This window comes from Ruegeria denitrificans (assembly GCF_001458295.1).
GTDB classification, from domain to species: Bacteria; Pseudomonadota; Alphaproteobacteria; order Rhodobacterales; family Rhodobacteraceae; genus Ruegeria; species Ruegeria denitrificans.
This window is the reverse complement of the sequence record NZ_CYUD01000005.1, coordinates 117,699-140,562: the sequence shown is the minus strand read 5'-3', so window position 1 is coordinate 140,562 and position 22,864 is coordinate 117,699. Positions and strand designations below refer to the sequence as shown.

Genomic DNA, 22,864 nt, shown 5'->3' with positions numbered 1-22,864 from the left:
GCCAGGTGTGGCGTGGGGTGATATGGTATGATGCTTCAGTTTGAAGGAGTGGTTGCAACGGGAAGCGCAGCGCTCGATTTAGGTATCGGTGATACGGCTTTAAAAACGTTTAATGGCGTCACGTATGTGTACAGCGTGACCGGTCCGGGTGGCGGAATTGCCGTTTGGAAGCTGGTCGAGGGCGCACTGCCACAGTTACAGGACACCGAATTTTTTGGTGGAACGATTACGTTTCAGGTTGGTGATATTGGTGTGCCCGTAAAACTGGCCGGGGGCGATCAGCTTATACTGGACGTGCATTCGGCAACCGGATTGGTTGGGTATGATTTGAATCCAAACGGCACCGTCGGTGCCTTGCAGGAAACAGATACGCTGACCGGTGGTGGAAATATATCGACCTTGGTGCAATTCGGCGATGTCGTGACCATTGCCCACGAATCGTCAGGGCAGATCGCTACTTATGTCGTGAACAGCGATGGCACATTGAGCCTGGCTGCGTCTATCGCGGGGCAGGCTGATTCGATGCAGGTTCTGCAAGCCGGGGCGGATCATTTCGTGATTGCCGCTGATGCGAACAGCGGCTTGATCAATACTTACAATATTGATCAGAACACAGGTGCAATGTTTGTTGTCGACAACAGCGAAGCGCTGGAGACGCTTGGGATTGCAACACCAACTGCGGTTGAAGTGGTGCAGGCTTATGGCCAATCTTGGGTCGTTGTCGCAGGCGCCGAGAGTAACTCGCTCAGCGTGATGGAACTGGCGGGTGACGGGAGTTTGGTCGCCACCGACCATGTTTTGGACTCGTTGCATACGCGTTTCGAAACAGTTCAGGATCTTGCAGTGATCGAAGCCGACGGGCATGTGTTTGTTGTCGCGGGCGGAGGTGATGACGGCGTGAGCTTGTTCACGATGACGCCAGACGGACAATTGGTGCACCTGGACAGCTTTGCCGACACCATTCACAGCGGGTTGCAGAATGTCGAAACGCTGAGCGTCGCCCATGTCGGGGATGAACTGCAGATTCTTGTCGGTTCGCAGCAGGATGCAGGTTTGACACAACTCAGCGTTTCGATTGCGGATCTGGGCATTGTTCGAGACGGATTCGGCACGATCAGCGGGACGGCGCAGAATGACATGCTCAGCGGTAGTATTCTTGAAACAACCCTTTTAGGCGGTGCCGGCGATGACATTCTGATTGCGGGCGTTGGGGCCACCACCATGCATGGCGGAGCTGGGGCGGATATCTTTGTCATGCAATATGGCAGCGACCCGACAACGATCAACGGCTTTCAGGCCGGGACGGATCGGCTGGATCTGTTCGACTATCCGTTGCTACGCACGCCGGGACAGCTGACATTTACATCTACTGCGCAAGGCGCGCAGATCGAATACATCGATGAGGTCATCGTGATCAATTCTTCGACCGGTGGCTCCCTGACCAGCGCCGAGGTTTTTGGAGCGGGTTTTGGTGGTCCGGATCATATCCCGGTCGATTTCGGGGATTTCGGCGGGTTGGACCCAGGCAGTTCGGACGGGGTCCTGGGTGATGGGACCATCAACTCGGAAACGGCGAACCCTGCCCTGTCTGATGCCGAGATCCGCTTCACGCCAGACGGCGGTGGGACTATCAGCGTAAGGGCGGATGAAGAGGGTCGGTTTGACCTGGACCTACCGACAGGGACGTTCGAGGGTGAGTTGGACATCGTCAAAACTTATTCGACGGCCAGCAACGAGATCACAGCGTTCGATGCTCTGCAGGTTTTGCGTATCTCGGTCGGGCTGGATCCGACCTGGGGTCCGGCTACGCCGGAGAACCTGATCGCGGCCGACATTACGCAGGATGGCACGGTCAATGCTTTGGATGCCCTTGTTATCTTACAGACGGCCGTCGGACTGCCCACTGCGCATGAGGCGGAATGGGTATTTCTAGACGACGATGCAGACCTGTCTGGGATAACGTCAAACAATGTAAACTATGAATCCGGCATGGATGTCACCGTGATAGACAATGCGTTTTCCGCCGATATGACGTCGATCCTTTTGGGAAATCTCGAACAGATCTGAAACCGCAACGGGTTATTCGCGGAAGGCCCGGTTGAAATAGTCCGCAAGGGGTTTGACCAGATAAGACAACGGTGTTCTTTCATCTGTCTTTATCATGGTTTCCACAGGCATACCTGGAAGCAGATCCTGGCCATTGAGCCGTTCGATCTGATTGTCTTCAGGTGCAACTTCGGCGCGATAGAATGTTTGGCCAGTGGCATCATCGGTGAACGTATCTGCTGACACCGTGATTACACGCCCGTCAATCTCGGGCGTGTCACGTTGGTTGAAGGCAGGAAAGCGCAAGGAAACGGGCTGGCCGATATGCAGCTGATCTACATGAATCGCATCTACGCGGGCGGCCACAAGCAGCGGAGTGTCTTGCGGAACCACATACATCATCGGCTCCGCAGGTTGGATGACCGATTGCAGCGCAAAAACCTGACTGCCATAAACCGTGCCGCCCACCGGTGCACGGATATCCAGCCGTGACAAGCGTACATCCAGAGATAACCGCCGCTCAGCCAGTTCCGAAATTTGAGTTTGCACGTCGCGTAATGCGGTGATTGCCTCTTCGCGCCGAGTGGCACTTAGTTCGACAATCTCGATCTCCGTCGCGGCAATTTGGCCGGCCAGCCGTGCAATTGCAGCTTCCAGACGACCGATCTCACCAGTCAGACTGGCTTCTTCGCGTTGCAAGGCTGATACACGGCTTGCCGGGGTGAGGCCACGGTCAAACAGGCTCTGCTGATCTTTCAACTCGTTCTGTATCAAGTCAACCTGCGTCCGCAGAGATACAAGCTGCGCTTCAGTGCCGTTGATTTCGCTTTCGATTTGAACCAGCTGTTTACCCAATTGTTCGGTTTGCTGGCCCATAGTGTCCAAACGCGCTTCGAACAGACGCTGCTGGCCTTCGATCAATTCAAGGTCAAAATTCTCTAGATTCTGAATGTCAGCAAGCCGAGCGGCGAGGGTTTCACTATCAGCACCGTCGCGTTCTGTTTCCAACCGCGCCCTGCGCGCCAGCAATTCGAACAGTTGCGCTTCGACAATTGTCTTTTCCGACGACAGGAACGTGTCGTCCAGTCGGACCAGCAAGTCACCATCTGCAACCGCATCGCCATCGCGAACAAAGATCTCACCAACTACACCGCCGTCGGGATGCTCGACCACCTGTCGGTTGCTCTGAACCTCGATAACCCCTTGCGAGATGATGGCCCCAGCCAGCCGGGTCTGCACTGACCAGATACCAAGTCCGCCAACCAAAATCAGCAGGGCTGCACAACCGACCAGAGCCGGTACCGTGATGTGCCATACCGGACGTGTGTCCTGAGCTGTCTTATCCTGCATCTTTATTCACCTGTCGGAGGCCCCGTTTGATAGCTCCCGCGTTCTGCACCATTGCGGCCAGGACCTCGTCCCGGGTGCCGGTTTTAACCACCTGCCCGTTTTCGACAACCGCCAGATCATCACATTCCGAAATCGCCTGGGGGCGGTGGGTCATGATGATGGTAGATTTGCCTGCTTTTTTCAGACCTCGCACAGCAGCGTTCAGCGCCTCGGTCCCATCAGCATCCAGTGCCGAGTTAGGTTCATCCAGAATTAACAAAACCGGATCTCCGTACAGGGCCCGAGCCAGTGCGATACGCTGTTTTTGTCCGCCCGACAACTGACTGTCATTGCCTTCCAGAAAGGTGTCATACCCTTTGCTCAGAGACAGAATCAACTCGTGCGCGTTGGCCATTTTCGCGGCGGCAACGACCGCGTTAGGGTCCGGTGTTTCCGACATACGGGCAATATTTTCTGCCACCGATCCGTTGAACAGTGTGACTTCCTGAGGCAGATAACCGATATGCCGGCCCAGATCGTCGGGATCGTATTGATCCAGCGTTGCGCCGCCCAGACGGATCTCGCCTGCTGCCGGCTGCCACAAACCCAAAAGCGCCTTGGCGAGTGTCGATTTCCCTGATCCGCTTTTGCCGATGACACCCAACGCCTTTCCCGGTTCAAGCCGCATCGCAACGTTGCGCAGGGTTGGTTTGCTCGCCCCCGGGGGAATGACCGTCAGGCTTTTGGCGGTCAGCTGTGCCTTGGGCACGGGCAGTTTTGTACGTGGAGCTTCCGGTGGAGTCGCGTCCAGAAACAGGTTTAGTGAACTCCAAGCCGTGCGGGCTCGTTGGACCATGCCCCATTGACCAACCGCCTGTTCTACTGGCGCCAGTGCCCGCCCCAACAAGATGGATCCGGCGATCATCGCCCCCGGCGTAAGTTCGTTGCGAAGCACCAGCCATGCACCAAGCGCCAGCATCGCTGATTGCAGGAACAATCGCAGCGATTTGGTCAGCGAGGTAAAGCTGCCCGTCCAGTCGCTGGCGGCGATGGTCTGTTGCAGGGCGTTGGTTCGCTGCCGCTGCCAGCGACGGGTAATGTCCTCTTGCATCCCCTGTGAGCGAACCACTTCGGCGGCTTGTCTTGCTTGTTCAGAAAACGCGTTTGCCTGCGCCGAGGCTCTTTGCGCCTCTGCCACTTTGCGATGGGTCAGCCCCTGGTTCAGCAGGGCGATCAGGATCAGTAGACTACCGCCCGCCACTGCTAGCCAACCCAACAGCGGGTGGAACAGGAAGATCGCTGCCAGAAAAACCGGGGTCCACGGAATATCCATTACGGCCAGAAGAACAGGCGAGGAGCAAAGGTTCTGAATCGACTCAAGATCGCGCAGCGCCATGGCCGGAGCAGACCGCGCCTGCGGGTTCAGAGATCTGCGGAGGGTGGCATCGAATACCCGTTCATCAAGTTGTGACTGAAACCGGGCACCGAACCGCGCCACGATACGGCCACGGGCATAATCCAGCATCGCCATAAGGGCATACAGAAGCGCCACCAGCAGAAACAACGCGGTCAGGGTTTCCACTGCCCGCGAACCCAGTACCCGGTCATAGACCTGCAGCATGAACAAAGGCCCGGTCAACATCAGCAAGTTGACAAAAATGCTGAACAGAAACGCCAGGGCCAGAAAAGTGATGCCTTGATTGCGCACATTCCGCAGTTCATGGCGGGGCGGCATCGTCATGCGGTTTTCAGTATTCACGTAAAGGGCCTTTGGTAACTGTTTCTCTGCGGGATCAGAGTATTTGCGGTGGGCCGTATCTTAAACTATGGCGCAACGGTTAAAATGCATGATTTGTCGGATCGGCGAAAAGCTACTTGCAGTCACGGCGAAGGACCGCTGATTGGGTATTCATACGCTCATACCCTTGCATTGCCGGTTCCGATAGCCGTGTTGCAAAAGGACTGTACCAGTGGGAATTCCGCGCGGTCAATCAGATGGTTGAGGCAATACAAGGATTTCCGCTGCTATCGGCGCCAGGAAACGTGGGATGCGTCCGGCCATCACTTGTTTGGTTGCGGTCAGCGATAAAGCGCCTAGCCAAATGAACTCAAATATCCGATGCAAGGCAAAATCGGGTTCTTCTGCTGGTTGGAACACGGTGTGGGGTTCGGCTTTTTCTTTCATACGTGCAAGCAAGCTTGTGGATTAGCCGGTTCATGATCCCCCTTACCGTCGATGAGGTTCGTTCTAAGCAATATTTTCAAGCGTTTTACTTTGCAGTGCCAGTTCACTGACAGCACTAAACAACGCTTCTTCGAACAATGGCAAAGCTTTCGATTTCGTCTCGGAAATCGGGTATAACAGGCCAAAGGTCATCCACCGTTCAGGTATCATGGGAACCAGAGCAAGATTCCCCGTCGTGGTTTGTGCTGCAACCAATTCATCCGCGATCGTTACGCCCGCGCCCTCTGCAACCAATGCGCATGCAAGCTGCGAGGCGGCGACTTCGCAGGTCTGTGTTGGCGTCACACCGGCCGAGCGAAAGATGTCGTCCAACTGATCCCGCAGCAACAACCCGTGCATCAGGCGTATGACGGGCTCTGTGGCAAGTTCGTCGGCGGTCAGATGATCCCGGGATGAAAGCGGATGGTTTGCGGGTAGAACCGCTTGCGCCCGCACTCGGAGAAGGGGTTTGGTGACGATGCCAGGATGATCCACGGGTAATGCGCCAATGCCGATGTCGTATTCCCTTCCGGCCAGCCATTTTCCCGCCTCGCGTCTTGCCCGGACATCCAGGCTTACATTGGTGTCAGGGTTTTCAGTCATGAACCGCGCCACTGCAGGAGCTGACAGGGATTGTGCAATTCGGGGCATCGTCACAATGCGGAGCGTTTCGGTGCGCCCCGCCTTGATTTCGGCGGCTATGCGCGGAACTTCATCGAGATTGTCCAGAATCCTGCCAGCCTCTTTATAAAAAGCTAGCCCTTCAGGCGTTGGCGTCAGGTTGCGGCCGCTTCGATCAAAAAGCGTTAGCTTCAGTTCGGCTTCAAGCCCCGTGATCAATCGGCTGACTGCCGGTTGGCTGCGATGAAGTATCTCTGAGGCAGCTACAAGGGACCCTTCGGACAATGTAGCGCGAAACGCGCGCAGGGCCTTGATGTTCATCTTTCCACGCTTTCATTTTTTGCAAGACTAGATAACACATTTGCATTTTTTACAATTGAAGATATCGCGTAATTTGATCCCAAGTGAAATTGGGAGGTTACTCATGAAACGCAGAACTCTATTGAGTGTTGCAATCGCGGCAGTTGCCGTCACCGCTATGGCCACTGCAAGCATTGCCGCGGATTGGCCGAAACGTCCGATCAACCTTGTTGTTCCATACAAGGCGGGCGGCGGCACCGATGCTTATGCGCGTGCTATCTCGGCTGCTGCGGAAGGTATTTTGGACGTGCCTGTGGTTGTCGTGAACAAACCCGGTTCCGGTGGCTTGAACGGTGCCAATGCAGTCGTTGGTGCGCGCCCTGACGGATACACTATGATGATGACCTCGGGCGGGTCTTTTCTGCTGTCGACCATGACACGCGACACCGACATCGACGCGTTGGAAAGCTTTGACTTCGTTGCGCAGGTTGGCCAATTGCAGACCTCGCTAATGGTTCCGGTCAACAGTCCGTTCCAATCCGTTCAAGACGTGATTGATGCCGCCAAGGCCAATCCCGGCCAATTGCGGTGGGCCCATTCGGGTCGCGGGGGCTTCCATCACGTCGGCGGCATGGGTTTCTTGGCCAATAACGATATCGAAGCACAGGATGTGCCGTTCAAAGGAGGCGGGCCGACCCGTGCAGCCCTGATCGGTGAGCAAGCCGATTTCGGCTTCCTGGGCGTTCAGCAATTGGCAGGTTTTGAGGAACAACTGCGCGCTCTGGCCGTCAACAGTCAGGATCGTGATGGTATCATGAGCGAAGTGCCTGCGTTTGGTGAATTGGGTGTTCCGTTTGCCGCAGTATCCTCGCCGGTAATCGTGTTCGCTCCGAAAGGGACCCCTGCTGACGTTGTCGCCGCGATGGAGGCTGCGCTTGAGCAGATCGCTGCTAAGCCTGAATTTGCCGAACTTCTCGCCTCACGCGGGACTGGCCCGGTCTATCAGAACGGTGCGGATGCCAAGGCGGCGCTTTCGGCGATGAAAGAAGACGCCACCCCCTTGGTTCAAAGTCTGACCAACTAATGCCCGCGGGGCCGGGCGGATTGTCCCCCGGCCCAATTCTATCGACAGTAAACAGGGAGGATCGTCATGCGTGCCTATGCTGAAGGTTTGGTGCTTGCCGCCATTTCGATTTTTGCCATCTGGGGCGCCTGGCAAGTGCCCGCAGCATCCCTGGGGGATACATGGGCCGGGATTGTGCCGTTCTCAGCTTCGGTCGCGTTGCTGTTTCTCTCTGGCCTGATGCTGGCGGGCGCAGCACGTCAGACGGCGAGTGGTGCGAGCCACGCACAAGATAATGGCGCGACCTTGCAGATTATTGGCCTGTTCATCATCGCCGTGATCTATCAACAATCCTTCCGCTGGTTTGGATATTTGTTGCCAACGGCCCTTGTCGCACCGCTTGTCCTTTACTTTTTCGGGGTACGCAGCCGGATCGGGCTGGCCGTGTCTGTCATCCTTTGCCCGCTGGTCTTCCATCTCATCTTTTTTGTCCTGCTTGGCGTCTATCCGCCTTATGGCGAGGTTTTCGATCTGCTCAGCTGGATACAGGGGTAATCCACCATGGAAATCTTTCCCGCACTTCTTTCGGTTATCACGGACCCCACACTGCTGTTTGCGATTGTCCTTGCTGCAGTTGTCGGCATGATCGTCGGGGCCACACCGGGCCTGACAGCCTCGGCCGCGATTGCCATGCTGTTGCCCATTACCTTTTACATGTCGCCGTTATTCGCGCTCGCATTTCTTTATGTGATCGGAAAGTCCGGACGATATGGCGGCTCGATTGCGGCGATCCTGTTCAATACGCCCGGAACAGCGGCCAGTGCAGCGACCCAGATCGACGGCTATCCGCTGGCGCGCGCTGGCAAGGCGGGCAAAGCGATGAGGGTCGCCACGATCTCATCCATCATTGGTGATCTGATGGGGGACATCCTGTTGGTCATCGGTGTGGGGTTCATCGCAGCCATTGCCCTGAAACTGGGGCCACCGGAAACCTTCGCCATCTATTTCGCAGCCTTTGTGGTTATTGGATCGGTTATCGGAAATTCCATTATCAAAGGGTTGGCATCGGCCCTGATGGGTATCTTGATTGCGATGGTCGGGCTGGACCCGATCTCTAGCGAAGAACGCTATACATTCGGGTCATTCGAACTGTCCAACGGTATCGGCTTGGTGCCGCTGATGATCGGCGTGTTCGTTCTGGGTGAGGTCTTTGCACAGCTTGAAACCCGTCGGAAAATCACGGGTGAGACCGAAGAAAACGCCAGCACCGCAGACGGAAGCACCCTGACATGGGAGGAATACAAACCCTGCCTGCCGCACGCCTTACGTGGCGGCTTCATCGGCGCGGGTATCGGTGTTCTACCGGGTCTGGGTTCAGCCATCGCTGCGTTCATCTCATACGGTGAAGGCAAGCGTCGCGCCAAAAACCCCGAGATGTGGGGCAAGGGCGCGCTGGAAGGGGTGGCTGCACCCGAGGCCGCCAACAACGCGGTATCTGGTCCCTCGATGGCCCCTCTGCTGACGCTTGGCATTCCGGGTTCGACCATCGGTGCGATCCTGCTGGGTGTATTCCTGATCCACGGCATTCAGGTTGGCCCGACCCTGTTCCTGACGGATAAGGAACTGGTCTATAAACTGTTCGCCTGTGGAATGCTTGGCATTCTTGCCTACGGTTTGATCGGCTATTTCGGGGCTACGCAGGTTGCGCGGCTGATCCTGAAGATCCCGACCAACGTTCTTTATCCGCTGATCTTTCTGACCTCGTTTGTTGCCGCTTATTCCGCACGTGGGTCGATGTTTGATGTGACCGTCATGACCGTTGCAGGTTTCGCTGGTTGGCTAATGCGGAAATATGACTTCAACGTCGCAGCCTTCGTCATTTCCTTTGTTCTGGCGAAGGGGGCGGAAGAAACCTTTCGCCAGTCGCTGCTGATGTCCGAGGGTGGGGCGCTGGTTTTTGTAGAGCGTCCAATTGCCCTGGCCTTCCTGCTTGTAGGGCTTGCGGCGATGGGGTTCCGTATTCGCGGGATCATCAAGGAACGCCGCATTGCGCAAGGAGAGCTAGGAGATGCTTGACTATTGTATCTACCGGGATTGTTTTTCCAGCGCCGATATGCGGTCCATCTGGTCAGAACATACGGTTATTTCGGCCTGGCTGAGGGTGGAACAGGTGCTGGCCGAGCATCAGGCAATGGCTGGCCTGATCCCCGCCGAAGCCGCAAGAGCGATCAATGCCCTTTCCATTTGCGATCTGAAAAAGACCGAATTGCAGACCGAAATGATGCTTGTTGGGCGCCCGATTGTCGGTCTGGTCAAACAGCTGCGCGCGCTTGTGCCTGAACACGCGGTGCATGTGCATTTCCAGGCAACTACGCAGGACGTTATGGATACTGCGACGGCCCTGCAGATGAAACTGGGACTTGAACTTGTAGAAAACGCTCTGAACCGCATTGTCACGGCTATTGATCATCTTGCTTCCTCTCATCCTGACACAATTATGATGGGTCGCACCAACGGGCAGCATGCCGTTCCAATCCAGTTGTCGACGAAGCTTGCGGTTTGGCGCTCGGAACTGGAACGTCGATCGCGGGCGCTAAACGAAGCGGCAGCACGTGGTTTGAATGTCCAGATTGGCGGACCTGTCGGCGATTTGCGAGGCTATAAAAATGGAGAGGGTCAACAGATCAAATTGGGTATCGCCGCGTCTCTTGGACTTAATGTGGTTGATCCCCATTGGCAGAATGCCCGCGATGGGATGGCCGATATCATCACTGCACTTGGCACGCTTTGTGGAACCCTTTGCAAAATCGCCCATAATGTTAATCAGTTGTCGTCATCGGATATCAATGAGTTTCTTGAGGTATACGAATCTGGCAAAGGTGCGTCTTCGGCGATGGCCCATAAACGAAACCAGCGCGCTTCGGAGTTTGGCGAAGCCGTGGCCCGCCTTGGGCGTCAGCGCGCCGAGCAAATAGGTGAGCTAACCTTGCACGAACACGAACGATCCGGTGGTGTCTGGATTGGCGAATGGGTGGTGGTGCCGGAAACATTCCTTCTGACCTCAGGCGCGTTAAAGTGGTCGGAACGGATGTTGAAGAATTTGGTCTTCAATACGGACGCGATGAACAAATCTCTGGCGGCAGATTTTATGAACAAACCGCAGGCGCATCATTGATTAAAACGCATCGGTTGATATGCGAGGATCGCGACGCGTATTTTCAGCCATTCGAAAGTTCTGACAATCAAATGGTGCCAAGTAGAACCTAAGGCACCGGTATATTCCGGTTGATCCGGAACTGCCCAATATCTCGGCGTTCTTGATTGGGCGAAAACCCAAACAATTCAATATAGTTGCGAGACATGGACGCAAGGTTTGCATATCCCACGGCAAGTGCAATCGACGCCAAAGAGTTCTGGGTATGAATTACGAGCTGCCGGGCTGCTCGCATGCGGATCTGACGATAATACTCGCCCGGACTTTGGCCTGTTGCCTGTTTGAAACTCCGTTCAAGTTGCCGGGATGATATGCCAACCTGATTGGCGACCTCTCGGGTGGTCAGCGGAAATTCGAGATTCTCAGAGAAGAGTTTTACGGCCTGTGAAACTTTCGATGGCAAACGGTCTGCTGTGTTATGTGTCCGGAATGCCGGTGTATTTTGTCTTACACCCTGATTTCGGATCAGCGGATGTTGGAACCAGCAGGCAACTTCTGTCATCACCGCTTCTCCGAGTGCAGATTCCACCAGGTGCAGGGACAAATCGAAAGCGCCTGCTGCGCCTGCTGCGGTTCGGCAACGCTGATCCAGAATGATGACATCGTCAGTCGTTTCGATCTCGGGGAATTCTGCTTCGAAGGCAGTTCTATAGCACCAGTGAACCGAGCATACGTGACCCGTCAGCAACCCTGCACGTGCGAGGGGGAAAACACCACCGCTTACCGCCCCCGCATGTGTTCCGTGACGCACCAGATAACGCAGTTTCGCGTTTGAAGGGCTTGGGTTTTCGAACCTGCCATTTGGTTCGGATAGCAGAAAGAGCATGTCGACATCACTAACATCCTTTAGTGCTATTTCCGGTTGAAATGGCAAGCCGGCGCTGCAATTGATCGCTTGACCGGATTCAGAGATCAGCGTCCATTTGAAAGCCTCCTGACCTGAAATCTCGTTTGCTGCTCTGAGCGGCTCGATCGCCGAACTCAAACACGACATTGGAAAGCCGGGAAAGATGAGAAAACCCAACCTTTTGGGTTTCTCTGCCATCGAGGACGTGTCGTTTTCATTTTTTAATTCGCAGCGCATATTCGACTTTCTAGTGGGGTGCAGCCGGGCCAAATCCGGTATCAGTCTTGAATAAAATACCAGAAGTATTCCTAATAGGAAATTTTTATTCTTAATGGTGGCGGCTGTGCTGTGATGTGTCACTGTGTAAGTATGCGATTTGAGTAAACTCTGGAATGTATTGAGAGAAACATGGTGCGATCTAAGAATCCGAAGGAATCATCGGTGCTCAGGCAGGATCCGCACAAGATTACTGACAGTGGCGAAAAGAACCTCGAAGTCGCGATCGGGCGCGAAATTCGCACTTTACGTCTGCAGCAAGGTATCACGATCGCGGAATTGTCGGTGTCCACCGGCCTGTCCATTGGCATGTTGTCCAAGATCGAAAACGGGAACACATCGCCGTCGCTGACGACTTTGCAGGCCTTGGCGGATGCGTTGAGTACGTCAATCACATCCTTTTTTCGGCGGTTCGAAGAGACACGCAATGCGGTGCACACAAAGGCAGGCGAGGGGGTCGAAACTGACCGCGCCGGAACACGGGCCGGTCATCAGTACAATCTGCTTGGGCATCTTGGGCAAAATGCCAGTGGCGTCGTTGTTGAACCCTATCTTATTACCCTGACCGAAGAATCGGATAGGTTTCCGACCTTCCAGCACGATGGTATCGAATTGCTGTTCATGCTCGAAGGCGAAGCTGAATATCGTCACGGCGACCGGATATTTCAACTCAAACCCGGAGACGCACTTTTCTTTGATGCTGACGCCCCGCACGGACCGGAAGTCCTGAAAAAGCTCCCATCCCGTTATTTGTCGATCATTTCTTATCCTCAATCAAACTGACCTGTCAGAGAATCATTGGTCTTGGGCTGTGCGACTTGAAATGGTTTGTGCGCTTGTCTTCGCTTGTTTGTTACATAAGGGAAACTCATATTAATTTTCTTGATAGGAAATTTATATTCCTGTTGTTGATTTCCCGGAACCACGATGTTAGCGTCAGGTGCGAATTTAATCAGGAGACACTCACTGATGTGCGGAATAGTCGGTCTGTTTCTGAAGGACAGAACACTTGAACCCCAGCTCGGGGCCATGCTCACAGATATGCTGATCACGATGACGGATCGCGGGCCGGATAGCGCGGGCATCGCGATTTATGGCAGCGAAGCCAATGGAAAGTCGAAATTAACGGTCCAGTCGGATGACCCCGATGCGGATTTTGCCTCGTTGGCCGATGAATTGAGTGAGCAGATTGGTTCTGCAGTATCCCTGCAGCGAAACGATACACATGCAGTGCTTGAGCTTGAGGCTGCACAGGTAGAAGCAGCGCGTGCAACCGTTCGTGACCTTCGCCCGGGACTGCGCGTCATGTCAGACGGTGAGGTTATTGAGATTTATAAAGAAGTTGGGCTGCCCGAGGATGTTGCAGCACGCTTCGATCTGTCCAAGATGAGCGGTACTCACGGCATCGGACACACCCGCATGGCGACGGAATCCGCCGTCACCACCGAAGGCGCACACCCGTTTTCGACCGGGGCCGATCAGTGTCTGGTACATAACGGATCGCTGTCCAACCACAACTCGTTGCGCCGCAAGCTCAAGCGCGAAGGTGTGCGGGTTGAATCGATGAACGATACCGAAGTTGGAGCGGCCTACTTGACCTGGAAGATGCAGCAAGGCGCCACACTCGGTGAAGCGCTGGAAAACAGCATCGAAGATCTGGACGGGTTCTTCAACTTTGTTGTCGGAACCAAGGACGGTTTCGGTGTCGTTCGCGACCCGATTGCCTGTAAGCCGGCAGTCATGGCCGAAACCGACCAATATGTGGCTTTCGGCAGCGAATACCGTGCCCTGGTGAACTTGCCCGGGATCGAAGATGCCAAGGTTTGGGAACCAGAACCAGCAACCGTCTACTTCTGGAGTCACTGATATGCAGACCTTTGATGTCGCAGAGAACGGTCTGCGTGAACTGAACCAAACCTTGCAAGCGCAAAGCGTTGATACCAACCAAACCAACTGGGAGGTTAAAAACCCCAAGGGCAGCCATGCGATTGCCGTCGGACTAGACGCTCCGATCGAGGTGACTGTGAAAGGTTCAACCGGGTATTACTGCGCAGGGATGAACCAGCAGGCAACCGTGCGCGTCGAGGGGTCGGTTGGCCCGGGTGTCGCTGAAAATATGATGTCCGGAACCGTTGTCGTGGAAGGGGATGCCAGCCAGTATGCGGGCGCGACCGGCCATGGTGGGTTGCTTGTCATCAAGGGTAACGCTAGCTCGCGCTGTGGTATTTCGATGAAGGGCATTGATATCGTCGTTCAGGGAAATATCGGCCACATGTGTGCTTTCATGGCACAGGCCGGCAATCTGGTTGTCTGCGGTGACGCCGGTGATGCGCTTGGAGACTCGCTTTACGAAGCACGGCTTTTTGTTCGCGGTTCGGTGAAAAGCCTTGGTGCAGACTGCGTCGAAAAGGAAATGCGGCCTGAACACATCGAGATTCTTAAAGACCTTCTGGATCGCGCAGAAATTGATGCAAAGCCAGAAGACTTCAAGCGCTATGGCTCCGCCCGTAACCTCTATAACTTCGACGTCGACAATTCGGCCGCGTACTAAGGATCAGGGGCATGAAAGATATGGATTCAAGAATTCCACGCACGATGCCAATTCAATCGGCGACCTTCACCAACGAAATCAATGCGGAAATTCGCCGTGCTGCTGCAACCGGCATATATGACATCCGTGGCGGCGGAGCAAAACGTCGTGTTCCGCATTTCGACGATCTTCTGTTTCTTGGCGCGTCAGTGTCCCGCTACCCTTTGGAAGGGTATCGCGAACGTTGTGATACCTCGGTCACGCTGGGCACGCGTTTTGCCAAGAACCCGATTAAGCTGGATATCCCAATCACCATTGCGGGGATGAGCTTTGGTGCGTTGTCTGGCCCAGCCAAGGAAGCTTTGGGTCGCGGCGCATCTGCCGCCGGTACATCGACCACCACCGGCGATGGCGGCATGACACCGGAAGAGCGCGGCCACTCGACCAAGCTTGTGTATCAGTACCTTCCCAGCCGCTATGGCATGAACCCCAATGATCTACGCAAGGCGGATGCCATTGAAATCGTTGTGGGGCAGGGGGCCAAGCCGGGCGGCGGCGGTATGCTGCTGGGTCAGAAAATCAGCGACCGGGTCGCTGATATGCGGACGCTGCCCAAAGGCATCGACCAGCGATCGGCGTGTCGTCACCCTGATTGGACGGGGCCGGACGATCTTGAGATCAAGATCCTCGAACTGCGTGAGATCACCAATTGGCAGGTTCCGATCTACGTCAAGGTCGGCGCAACACGTCCTTATTATGACACGGCTCTGGCGGTGAAGGCGGGTGCTGACGTGGTGGTGATGGACGGGATGCAAGGTGGCACCGCTGCAACGCAGGATGTGTTCATTGAACATGTTGGCTTGCCGACCTTGTCCTGTATCCGACCAGCGGTACAGGCACTGCAGGACCTGGGTGTTCACCGTGAGGTCCAACTGGTGATTTCAGGCGGCATTCGAACCGGTGCGGACGTGGCCAAGGCATTGGCTTTGGGCGCCGACGCCGTGGCCATTGGAACCGCGGCACTAATCGCGTTGGGGGATAATGATCCCAAATGGGAATCCGAGTATCAGAAACTGGGCACCACGACAGGGGCATATGATGACTGGCACGAGGGTCAGGACCCGGCGGGCATCACGACACAGGACCCCGACCTCGCAGCGCGGGTTGATCCGGTTGATGCTGGTCGGCGCCTACGCAACTACCTCAAGGTCATGACCCTTGAGGCGCAGACAATCGCGCGCGCCTGTGGGCATAATCACCTGCACAATCTGGAGCCAGAAGACCTCTGTGCACTGACGATGGAGGCGGCGGCCATGGCCAAAGTGCCGCTGGCGGGGACTGACTGGTACCCGGGAAAAGCAGGTTTCTAATCTGACATTCAAAAGGCGCGGCCCCACGGGGTTGCGCCTTTCTTCTATTAAATGACTTCAACAGGGAAAGGAAAGCCGACCATGACGACAGATCTGGCAGCTTTCGCCAAAGAAAATGGCGTCAAATACTTTATGATCTCATTCACCGACCTGTTCGGTGGACAGAGGGCCAAGCTGGTGCCTGCGCAAGCCATCGCCGACATGCAGGAAGAAGGTGCAGGTTTTGCCGGGTTTGCCACATGGCTGGATATGACGCCTGCACATCCCGATATGCTGGCGGTGCCGGATCCGTCCTCGGTCATTCAATTGCCATGGAAGCCAGAGGTGGCGTGGGTCGCTGGCAATTGTGTCATGGAAGGCGAAGACGTAGCGCAGGCCCCACGTAACGTTCTGCGCCGCCTGATTGGCGAAGCGGCTGACGAGGGTTTGCACGTTAAAACGGGTATCGAGGCCGAGTTTTTCCTGCTCACACCCGATGGCGAGCAGATTTCGGACCCGTTCGATACGGCGGAAAAGCCCTGTTACGACCAACAGGCGGTGATGCGCCGCTATGACGTGGTACGTGAAATCTGCGACTACATGCTGGAATTGGGTTGGGGGCCGTATCAAAACGACCACGAGGATGCAAATGGCCAGTTCGAAATGAACTGGGAATTCGACGACGCACTGCGCACGGCCGACAAGCATTCCTTCTTCAAGTTCATGACAAAATCGGTGGCGGAAAAGCACGGGCTGCGGGCAACATTCATGCCAAAGCCGGTCGAAGGGCTAACCGGCAATGGCTGTCATGCGCATATTTCGGTGTGGGACGCGCCGGGCGATGCGGCCAAGACCAACGTGTTTGCGGGCGAAGGCGATGGACCGACGGGCGAGCTGGGTTTGGCTGAGCGCGGCAAGCACTTCCTTGGCGGTATCATGAAGCACGCCTCGGCATTGGCTGCGATCACCAACCCGACGGTCAACAGCTATAAACGCATCAATGCGCCGCGGACGATGTCGGGCGCGACATGGGCACCCAACACCGTGACATGGACGGGCAACAACCGAACGCACATGGTGCGCGTCCCCGGTCCGGGCCGGTTCGAGCTGCGCCTGCCGGACGGTGCGACCAACCCCTATCTGCTGCAGGCTGTCATCATCGCGGCTGGCTTGTCGGGCATCCGGTCCAAAGCTGACCCTGGCAAGCGCTGGGACATCGACATGTATGCCGAAGGCCACAAAGTGCGGGGCGCACCAAAACTGCCCTTGAACATGTTGGATGCACTGCGTGAATACGACAAGGACAAAGAGTTGAAGGCCATGATGGGCGCCGAGTTCTCTTCCGCTTTCCTGAAAATGAAACATCAGGAGTGGAACTCGTTCGTCTCTCATTTCTCGCGATGGGAAAAAGACAACACACTCGATATCTGATGAAAAAAGGCGTCATGTGGCGCCCTTTTTTGAATCTGTTCCTATTGCAATCCTTGAAGTGATGCCAAGCGCCGCAAAAGGTATCGTGATATCTGAAATTACCTCGGAGGAAAGCCGTTAGAAAATTGCAAGCCCTGAAGGGAGAATAACCTGCTGGCTTTGTGCATCGGCAAGGCGTTCCCTGTGACGGCGATCTTGCCCGAGTTGTTGGGCAAGTAGCCGCAAATCAAGATTCGACCGAAAATGACCGGGGATTACCCTCATGGTGCTTTTCGATCCGCGGGGAGAATTCTTGCAGGCAAGTTAAGTAGTTGAAAAATTGGTCGGAGTGAGAGGATTCGAACCTCCGACCCCTGCCTCCCGAAGGCGAGTTCCCAGGGTGAAAGTAAACAAAATAAGGGCTTTGAATGCCAACCATTGCACTTCAGTGGCGGATAGCGCTGCGATAACGTTGCGGTTTCATTGCGAGCAGACCCGGCCCACTTATGCACGGTGAAGAGTTCTGCCATGGGTCAGGCCATTCACTTTCTCCAGGATAGCGTCTGCGTCAATGCAGTGGTGGCGATATAGATCGCCGATCGTTCCGGTCTGACCGAAATGCTCGACGCCCATGGGAATAGTCTGATGCCCAAGCACTGCGCCGAGCCAGGATAGAGTTGCAGGATGACCATCGATAACGGTGACAAGCTTGCAGTGTGGCGGAAGGTCGGACATCAGCGCTTCGATGTGGGAGCGTGCCGCTTTGTTACCGCGAGAACGCGCTCGTTGAGCGGCGGTCCATCCGGCATTCAGGCGATCTGCGGATGTCACGGCCAATACACCTATGTCGCGACGGCCTTCACCAATCATACCAGCGGCTTTGATTGCCTCTGGCGCGACTGCTCCTTGATAGGCGATTACAACTTCGCAATTGGGCCCGGGTTTTCGTAACCAATAGGCCCCATCAATGGCACCTTGGCGGAACTCGTCGTCGACCCGTTTGCCGGGCTGTTCAATAGGGTTGGTGGTCAGGCGCAGGTAGACAGATCCTCCGGTTTCATCGCGAAGCCAGGTGCGCTCGTCCGGTTGCCCTTCGCCGTCGCGCTGCAGGTAGTCGAAGGCCCATTCCATAATCACCGCTAGCTCGTCGGCAAAGGCGGGCTCAAAAGCGGCCAACCCATCTTGGCTCATACCGATGAGTGGTGTTCCAACGGACTGATGTGCTCCACCTTCAGGTGCGAGTGTGACGCCGGAAGGTGTGCCAACCAGCATGAAACGCGCGTCCTGATAGCAGGCGTAATTCAGCGCATCGAGGCCGCGGCTGACAAATGGATCATAGACGGTGCCAATTGGGATCAGCCGCTTACCGAACAGGGAATGCGACAGTCCCGCCGCTCCCAGAAGCAACATGAGGTTCATTTCGGCGATACCAAGCTCGATATGCTGCCCGTCCGGAGTGAATTCCCATTTCGCCGTCGAAGGGATCCGATGCTCTATGAAGGCGTCGGATTGCTCGGATCGGGCAAAAAGCTTGCGTCTGTTTACCCAAGGACCAAGGCTTGTCGTGCCTGTCACATCTGGGGAGGTCGTCACTATGCGTTCGGCCATTGGACTGTCGCCTTTTGACAGGTCGTCAAGGATCTTGCCAAAAGCCATTTGTGTCGAGATTTCGCGACTGGTGTCGATCCCGATTGGAGGCACATCCAACTTATTATCAAAGTAGCGGCGCGGACCTCTGGCAAAGAAAGGCGTATTTGCAAGGAAATCCTTGAGCTTTTCTGGGTTCTGCACTGTCGCTAGCGGTTCCCATTCTTCGCCCTTCGGCACTCCCATATGCGACTGCCACGCGGCGAACTGGTTATTGTTCATCAGCCCGCCGTGATTGTCCTTGTGGCCTGCAATGGGGGTTCCCCATCCTTTGACGGTGTAGGCCAGGAAGCATGTCGGGCGATCATGATCGATGGCGGCAAATGTCTGAGCCATGGTCTCGACGCAGTTGCCGCCGAGGTTCTCCATAAGGGCTGCAAGCTCTGCATCCGTCCGCCTTTCAATCAAGGCAGTCACATCCCCCTGATCCCCCAGATCGTCCATGAGACGCTGTCGCCAATTCGCACCACCCATGAAAGTCAACGCCGAGTAGTCCTGGTTGGGGCAAGCGTCGATCCAATCACGCAGGCGATCGCCGCCGGGCTCTTCAAAGGCCGCGCGTTGAAGAACTCCGTATTTTACGCGCACGACATCCCAACTGAATGCATCGAAGATTTTCTCGATCCGTTCGAACAGTCCTTCTCGGACGATACCGTCCAGCGACTGTCGGTTATAATCGATGATCCACCACGTGTTTCGTAGGTCGTTTTTCCAGCCTTCCTGCAACGCCTCATAGACGTTGCCTTCGTCCAATTCGGCATCGCCAACAAGTGCCACCATACGCCCCATCGGGGCGTCTGAACCCCAGCTTTTGGCCTTGATGTAGTCCTGAATGATCGAGGCAAACGAGGTGATCGCGACACCTAAACCTACAGACCCGGTCGAGAAATCAACATCGTCAACGTCCTTGGTCCGGCTGGGATAACTTTGCACACCGCCAAATCCGCGGAAATTCTCCATCTTCTCGCGGGCCTGATTGCCCATGAGATACTGCATCGCATGAAACACCGGCGACGCATGCGGTTTTATTGCAACCCGGTCCTCAGGGCGTAGGGCTGAGAAGTAGAGCGCGGTCATGATCGATACCATCGAAGCAGACGAAGCTTGATGGCCACCAATCTTGATCCCATCCACCTTTGGTCGGACATGGTTGGCATGGTGGATCATCCAATGAGACAACCACAGCAGGCGCTGTTCGACGATCTTTAGTTGGGTGGAATCAATGTGCATGGTGGTCTCCGGGTTCAGGCGGCGCTGCGAGCAGGGTAGGGCAAAGCCTGCTCTAGGTCTGCAAGGATATCTTCGACATCCTCTAGCCCGACAGACAGACGGATCAGGCCATCGCTGATCCCATGCTCAGCCCGCTCTTCCGGGGTATACGTCGAATGAGTCATGGAGGCTGGGTGTTGGATTAGGGTTTCCGCATCGCCCAAAGACACCGCGCGCTGGATCATGCTTAGGCGGTTCATGAACTCAATCCCGCCTGACAAGCCGGACTTGATCTCGAACGCTATCATGGCGCCGGGTTGGGACATCTGGCGCTGCGCGACGTCATGCTGGGCGAAACTCTCAAGCCCAGGGAAATAAACCTCGCCGACGGCGGGATGTGCTTCGAGGAAACCTGCGACGACCTTGGCGGACGCACAGTGACGATCCAGACGCAGGTTCAGTGTTTTCAGACCACGCAGGATCAGCATCGCGTTGAAAGGGGCCATTACCGCGCCAGTCATGTCCTTCATCCCAACAAGGCGGATCTCAGCGATTTGTTCGGCGGTTCCTACAACCAGACCGGCAACCACATCGCCATGCCCGCCGAGGTATTTGGTGGCGGAGTGCAGAACGATATCTGCCCCGTGCTCAATCGGCCGGGTCAGATATGGGCTGGCATAGGTGTTGTCGACGACGACTGTTGCACCGACCGAGTGCGCAATTTCGGCGCTCGCTGCGATGTCCACCAAGCGCATGTTTGGATTGGCCGGAGTTTCGAAATAGACAACGCGGGTTTTGTCAGAAACGGCAGCTGACAGGTTCTCAGGGTCTGTCATGTCGACATGTGTGATGGTGACTCCCCATTTTGCCAAACCGTGACGCATGAAGGCGAAGGTGCAGCCATAGAGCGTTTTGTCCACGATGACTTCGTCACCTGGCGACAGCAGGGTCCAAAGCACTGCCGTGATCGCCCCCATGCCGCTTGAGAGAGCTAGACCGGCCTCGGCCCCCTCAAGCACGGCAATGCGTTGCTCAAGAAGGTCGCATGTGGGATTTGAAATACGGCTGTAGATATGACCTTCACGCTCTCCAGCGAACATCTCTCCGCCAGCCTCTGCGGTTTCAAAGGTAAACGTGGACGTCAAATGTAGCGGTGGTGTCAGAGCACCGTCATTCTCCAGAGGGTTATAAGCGTGGTGAATAGCGCGCGTGGCAAATCCGGTTGAACGAGTCATTACAAGCTCCTGAATCATGTTGAAGCTAGTTTACGCCTTAGCTTTGAGCCAATGATTGCGAAGTATGCCAACATGAGAGTAAGTGTTGGCAGATTATGCTAAGGATGAGGGTAAAGTGGACGCTAAGGACAGGCAAATCATTCGAGCGCTGCAGCGTAACGGGCGCATGACGAACCAGGATCTTGCCGACGAGGTGAACTTGTCTCCCTCACCGTGTTTGCGCCGGGTCAAAAACCTTGAAGCCAACGGAGTGATAAAGGGATACAGCGCCGACGTTGACGCTGCCGCGTATGGGATGGCCATTACCGTCTTCGTGCGTATCCGGTTAGAGCGACACAACGAAACGGACGTTCAGAATTTCGAAAAGCGCGTTCGGATGATCGATGAAGTTCTTGAATGCCACGTGCTGACCGGGGCAATGGACTACCAATTGCGGGTATTGGTATCGGATCTCGAGGCCTACGAGGAATTTATTCGTCACCGAATTCATCCGATAGGCGGGATAGCGTCGATCGATACTAGCTTTGTCTATGGAACAGTAAAAAAGACCGCCGTTTTTCCGCCCGGATAGATAAACCGACTCAGAATGAGTTGTTGCCAATCGGCTAAACATTTTAGTTGATTGATTTTTTCCCTCCGCAATTTCCCATTCTCACCGTCGCTATATCAAAGACATGCAGCGCGTGCTGCATCACTTCTGAGAGGATAGCGATGACAAATAAACCGTATGGAGACACCCGGATGGCGAAATATGTCGAACGGAGGGTGCTCGAACTGAAACCTACCAAGAGCCAAGCCGAGATCGCGGCGCAGGTGGGATACGTCAACCCGAACATGATCACGATGATCAAGCAGGGTAGTTCCAAGGTGGCATTGGATCGCGTCCCGGCTTTGGCGAAAGCTCTGGAATGCGACGCTGCCTACCTTATGCGCCTCGCAATTGAGCAGTCGATCGGCCTGACTGCAGCTGAGGCAGTTGTCGAGGTGTTCGGAGAACCTGTCACGTCGAATGAACTTGGCTGGCTGAAAGCAATTCGCAAGGCCTCCAACAACGCCGATCCTCGGTTGACCAGCCGGTCAGAGACGGCGATCAAGACCATCTTCGGGAGGTAGGTGCCATGTATGACCAGAAAGACGACCTGACATTGAATGAGCGCGCCTGGTTGCGGTTCCTCCGTGACGTGAGCAACGGAAGTGATCCTGAGCCTACCTTACGGAGAGTGCAGCTATTGAGGCGCCTTTGTCGACCTCACAAAGAAAAATGGAATGGGTTTTCGAAATTGCGGCGAGGAATGGCTCGTGAACCCTGCCTCGCCGGGTCCCTCGCTGATTGAACTGAGGTTGCACAAGGTTGACAAAGGTTTACACTCGCCTTCCCGGGATCGACGGAATGTAAACCTTATACCTCTCAAAACAGCCGATTTCAGGCCAAAAGGTTTACACTAAGTTTACGTTAAGTTGACAGATCTGGCCCGAAATCAGGTTTTTCAGACCAAAATGTAAACCATTGAACCAGAGAAACCCATAAAAACAAAGGTTCTCTAAAACAACACATCCGAGAAAA

Annotated in this window: 19 protein-coding genes; 12 read left to right on the top strand and 7 right to left on the bottom strand. The window is 55.2% G+C overall.

Annotated elements, in window-relative coordinates:
- Nucleotides 1–27 precede the first annotated feature (27 nt).
- The gene (locus tag RUE5091_RS09130) at nucleotides 28–2,067 is read left to right on the top strand and encodes a dockerin type I domain-containing protein (protein WP_058281598.1); all 2,040 of its coding nucleotides are present in this window, start codon (nucleotides 28–30) and stop codon (nucleotides 2,065–2,067) included.
- Nucleotides 2,068–2,079: 12 nt separating this feature from the next.
- Here RUE5091_RS09130 and RUE5091_RS09125 read toward each other — a convergent pair whose 3' ends face one another.
- From RUE5091_RS09125 to RUE5091_RS09110, 4 genes are all read right to left on the bottom strand, one after another.
- Nucleotides 2,080–3,396 (bottom strand): HlyD family type I secretion periplasmic adaptor subunit, encoded by a 1,317-nt coding sequence (locus RUE5091_RS09125; protein WP_058281597.1) that lies wholly within the window; start codon nucleotides 3,394–3,396, stop codon nucleotides 2,080–2,082.
- On the bottom strand, nucleotides 3,386–5,110 hold the full coding sequence (locus RUE5091_RS09120; protein ID WP_243470758.1) for a type I secretion system permease/ATPase: 1,725 nt from the start codon (nucleotides 5,108–5,110) through the stop codon (nucleotides 3,386–3,388). The genes RUE5091_RS09125 and RUE5091_RS09120 overlap by 11 nt, the downstream gene beginning before the upstream one ends.
- A gap of 252 nt (nucleotides 5,111–5,362) precedes the next feature.
- On the bottom strand, nucleotides 5,363–5,560 hold the full coding sequence (locus tag RUE5091_RS09115; protein WP_058281595.1) for a hypothetical protein: 198 nt from the start codon (nucleotides 5,558–5,560) through the stop codon (nucleotides 5,363–5,365).
- Nucleotides 5,561–5,623: 63 nt separating this feature from the next.
- A complete protein-coding gene (locus tag RUE5091_RS09110) occupies nucleotides 5,624–6,541 on the bottom strand; it encodes a LysR family transcriptional regulator (protein ID WP_058281594.1) in 918 nt (305 codons plus the stop codon).
- A gap of 103 nt (nucleotides 6,542–6,644) precedes the next feature.
- On the opposite strand from RUE5091_RS09110, the gene RUE5091_RS09105 reads away from it, so the two are divergent.
- The 4 genes from RUE5091_RS09105 to RUE5091_RS09090 all read left to right on the top strand — a co-directional run bounded on the left by RUE5091_RS09105 (nucleotide 6,645) and on the right by RUE5091_RS09090 (nucleotide 10,758).
- Nucleotides 6,645–7,604 carry a tripartite tricarboxylate transporter substrate binding protein gene (locus RUE5091_RS09105; RefSeq protein WP_058281593.1) on the top strand — a complete coding sequence of 320 codons (960 nt, stop codon included), beginning with the start codon at nucleotides 6,645–6,647 and terminating at the stop codon, nucleotides 7,602–7,604.
- 66 nt (nucleotides 7,605–7,670) lie between these two features.
- The gene (locus RUE5091_RS09100) at nucleotides 7,671–8,138 is read left to right on the top strand and encodes a tripartite tricarboxylate transporter TctB family protein (RefSeq protein WP_058281592.1); all 468 of its coding nucleotides are present in this window, start codon (nucleotides 7,671–7,673) and stop codon (nucleotides 8,136–8,138) included.
- Nucleotides 8,139–8,144: 6 nt separating this feature from the next.
- Nucleotides 8,145–9,659 carry a tripartite tricarboxylate transporter permease gene (locus RUE5091_RS09095; protein ID WP_058281591.1) on the top strand — a complete coding sequence of 505 codons (1,515 nt, stop codon included), beginning with the start codon at nucleotides 8,145–8,147 and terminating at the stop codon, nucleotides 9,657–9,659.
- Nucleotides 9,652–10,758, top strand: coding sequence for a lyase family protein (locus tag RUE5091_RS09090; RefSeq protein ID WP_058281590.1), 1,107 nt, complete (start codon nucleotides 9,652–9,654; stop codon nucleotides 10,756–10,758). The genes RUE5091_RS09095 and RUE5091_RS09090 overlap by 8 nt, the downstream gene beginning before the upstream one ends.
- An 88-nt stretch (nucleotides 10,759–10,846) precedes the next feature.
- On the opposite strand, the gene RUE5091_RS09085 is transcribed toward RUE5091_RS09090, so the two are convergent.
- A complete protein-coding gene (locus RUE5091_RS09085) occupies nucleotides 10,847–11,842 on the bottom strand; it encodes a GlxA family transcriptional regulator (protein ID WP_058281769.1) in 996 nt (331 codons plus the stop codon).
- A gap of 210 nt (nucleotides 11,843–12,052) precedes the next feature.
- On the opposite strand from RUE5091_RS09085, the gene RUE5091_RS09080 reads away from it, so the two are divergent.
- The 5 genes from RUE5091_RS09080 (at nucleotide 12,053) to glnT (ending at nucleotide 17,230) form a co-directional block, all read left to right on the top strand.
- Nucleotides 12,053–12,703: a helix-turn-helix domain-containing protein gene (locus RUE5091_RS09080; protein WP_058281589.1), complete on the top strand. Its 651-nt coding sequence runs from the start codon at nucleotides 12,053–12,055 to the stop codon at nucleotides 12,701–12,703.
- 186 nt (nucleotides 12,704–12,889) lie between these two features.
- Nucleotides 12,890–13,786 (top strand): class II glutamine amidotransferase, encoded by an 897-nt coding sequence (locus tag RUE5091_RS09075; RefSeq protein WP_058281588.1) that lies wholly within the window; start codon nucleotides 12,890–12,892, stop codon nucleotides 13,784–13,786.
- 1 nt (nucleotide 13,787) lies between these two features.
- Nucleotides 13,788–14,471, top strand: a complete 684-nt coding sequence (locus RUE5091_RS09070; protein WP_058281587.1) for a GltB/FmdC/FwdC-like GXGXG domain-containing protein — start codon at nucleotides 13,788–13,790, stop codon at nucleotides 14,469–14,471.
- Nucleotides 14,472–14,491: 20 nt separating this feature from the next.
- On the top strand, nucleotides 14,492–15,820 hold the full coding sequence (locus tag RUE5091_RS09065; RefSeq protein WP_112297165.1) for an FMN-binding glutamate synthase family protein: 1,329 nt from the start codon (nucleotides 14,492–14,494) through the stop codon (nucleotides 15,818–15,820).
- Nucleotides 15,821–15,901: 81 nt separating this feature from the next.
- On the top strand, nucleotides 15,902–17,230 hold the full coding sequence (gene glnT, locus RUE5091_RS09060; RefSeq protein WP_058281585.1) for a type III glutamate--ammonia ligase: 1,329 nt from the start codon (nucleotides 15,902–15,904) through the stop codon (nucleotides 17,228–17,230).
- A gap of 483 nt (nucleotides 17,231–17,713) precedes the next feature.
- On the opposite strand, the gene RUE5091_RS09055 is transcribed toward glnT, so the two are convergent.
- Both RUE5091_RS09055 and RUE5091_RS09050 read right to left on the bottom strand, forming a co-directional pair.
- A complete protein-coding gene (locus tag RUE5091_RS09055; protein WP_058281584.1) occupies nucleotides 17,714–20,086 on the bottom strand; it encodes a thiamine pyrophosphate-binding protein in 2,373 nt (790 codons plus the stop codon).
- Nucleotides 20,087–20,100: 14 nt separating this feature from the next.
- The gene (locus RUE5091_RS09050) at nucleotides 20,101–21,300 is read right to left on the bottom strand and encodes a methionine gamma-lyase (protein WP_058281768.1); all 1,200 of its coding nucleotides are present in this window, start codon (nucleotides 21,298–21,300) and stop codon (nucleotides 20,101–20,103) included.
- 115 nt (nucleotides 21,301–21,415) lie between these two features.
- Between RUE5091_RS09050 and RUE5091_RS09045 the strand changes: the two genes are divergently transcribed.
- Nucleotides 21,416–21,871 carry an Lrp/AsnC family transcriptional regulator gene (locus RUE5091_RS09045; protein WP_058281767.1) on the top strand — a complete coding sequence of 152 codons (456 nt, stop codon included), beginning with the start codon at nucleotides 21,416–21,418 and terminating at the stop codon, nucleotides 21,869–21,871.
- Between the two features lie 140 nt (nucleotides 21,872–22,011).
- Entirely contained in the window at nucleotides 22,012–22,413 is a 402-nt protein-coding gene (locus tag RUE5091_RS09040) for a helix-turn-helix domain-containing protein (RefSeq protein WP_058281583.1), read from the top strand.
- The last annotated feature ends 451 nt before the right edge of the window (nucleotides 22,414–22,864 follow it).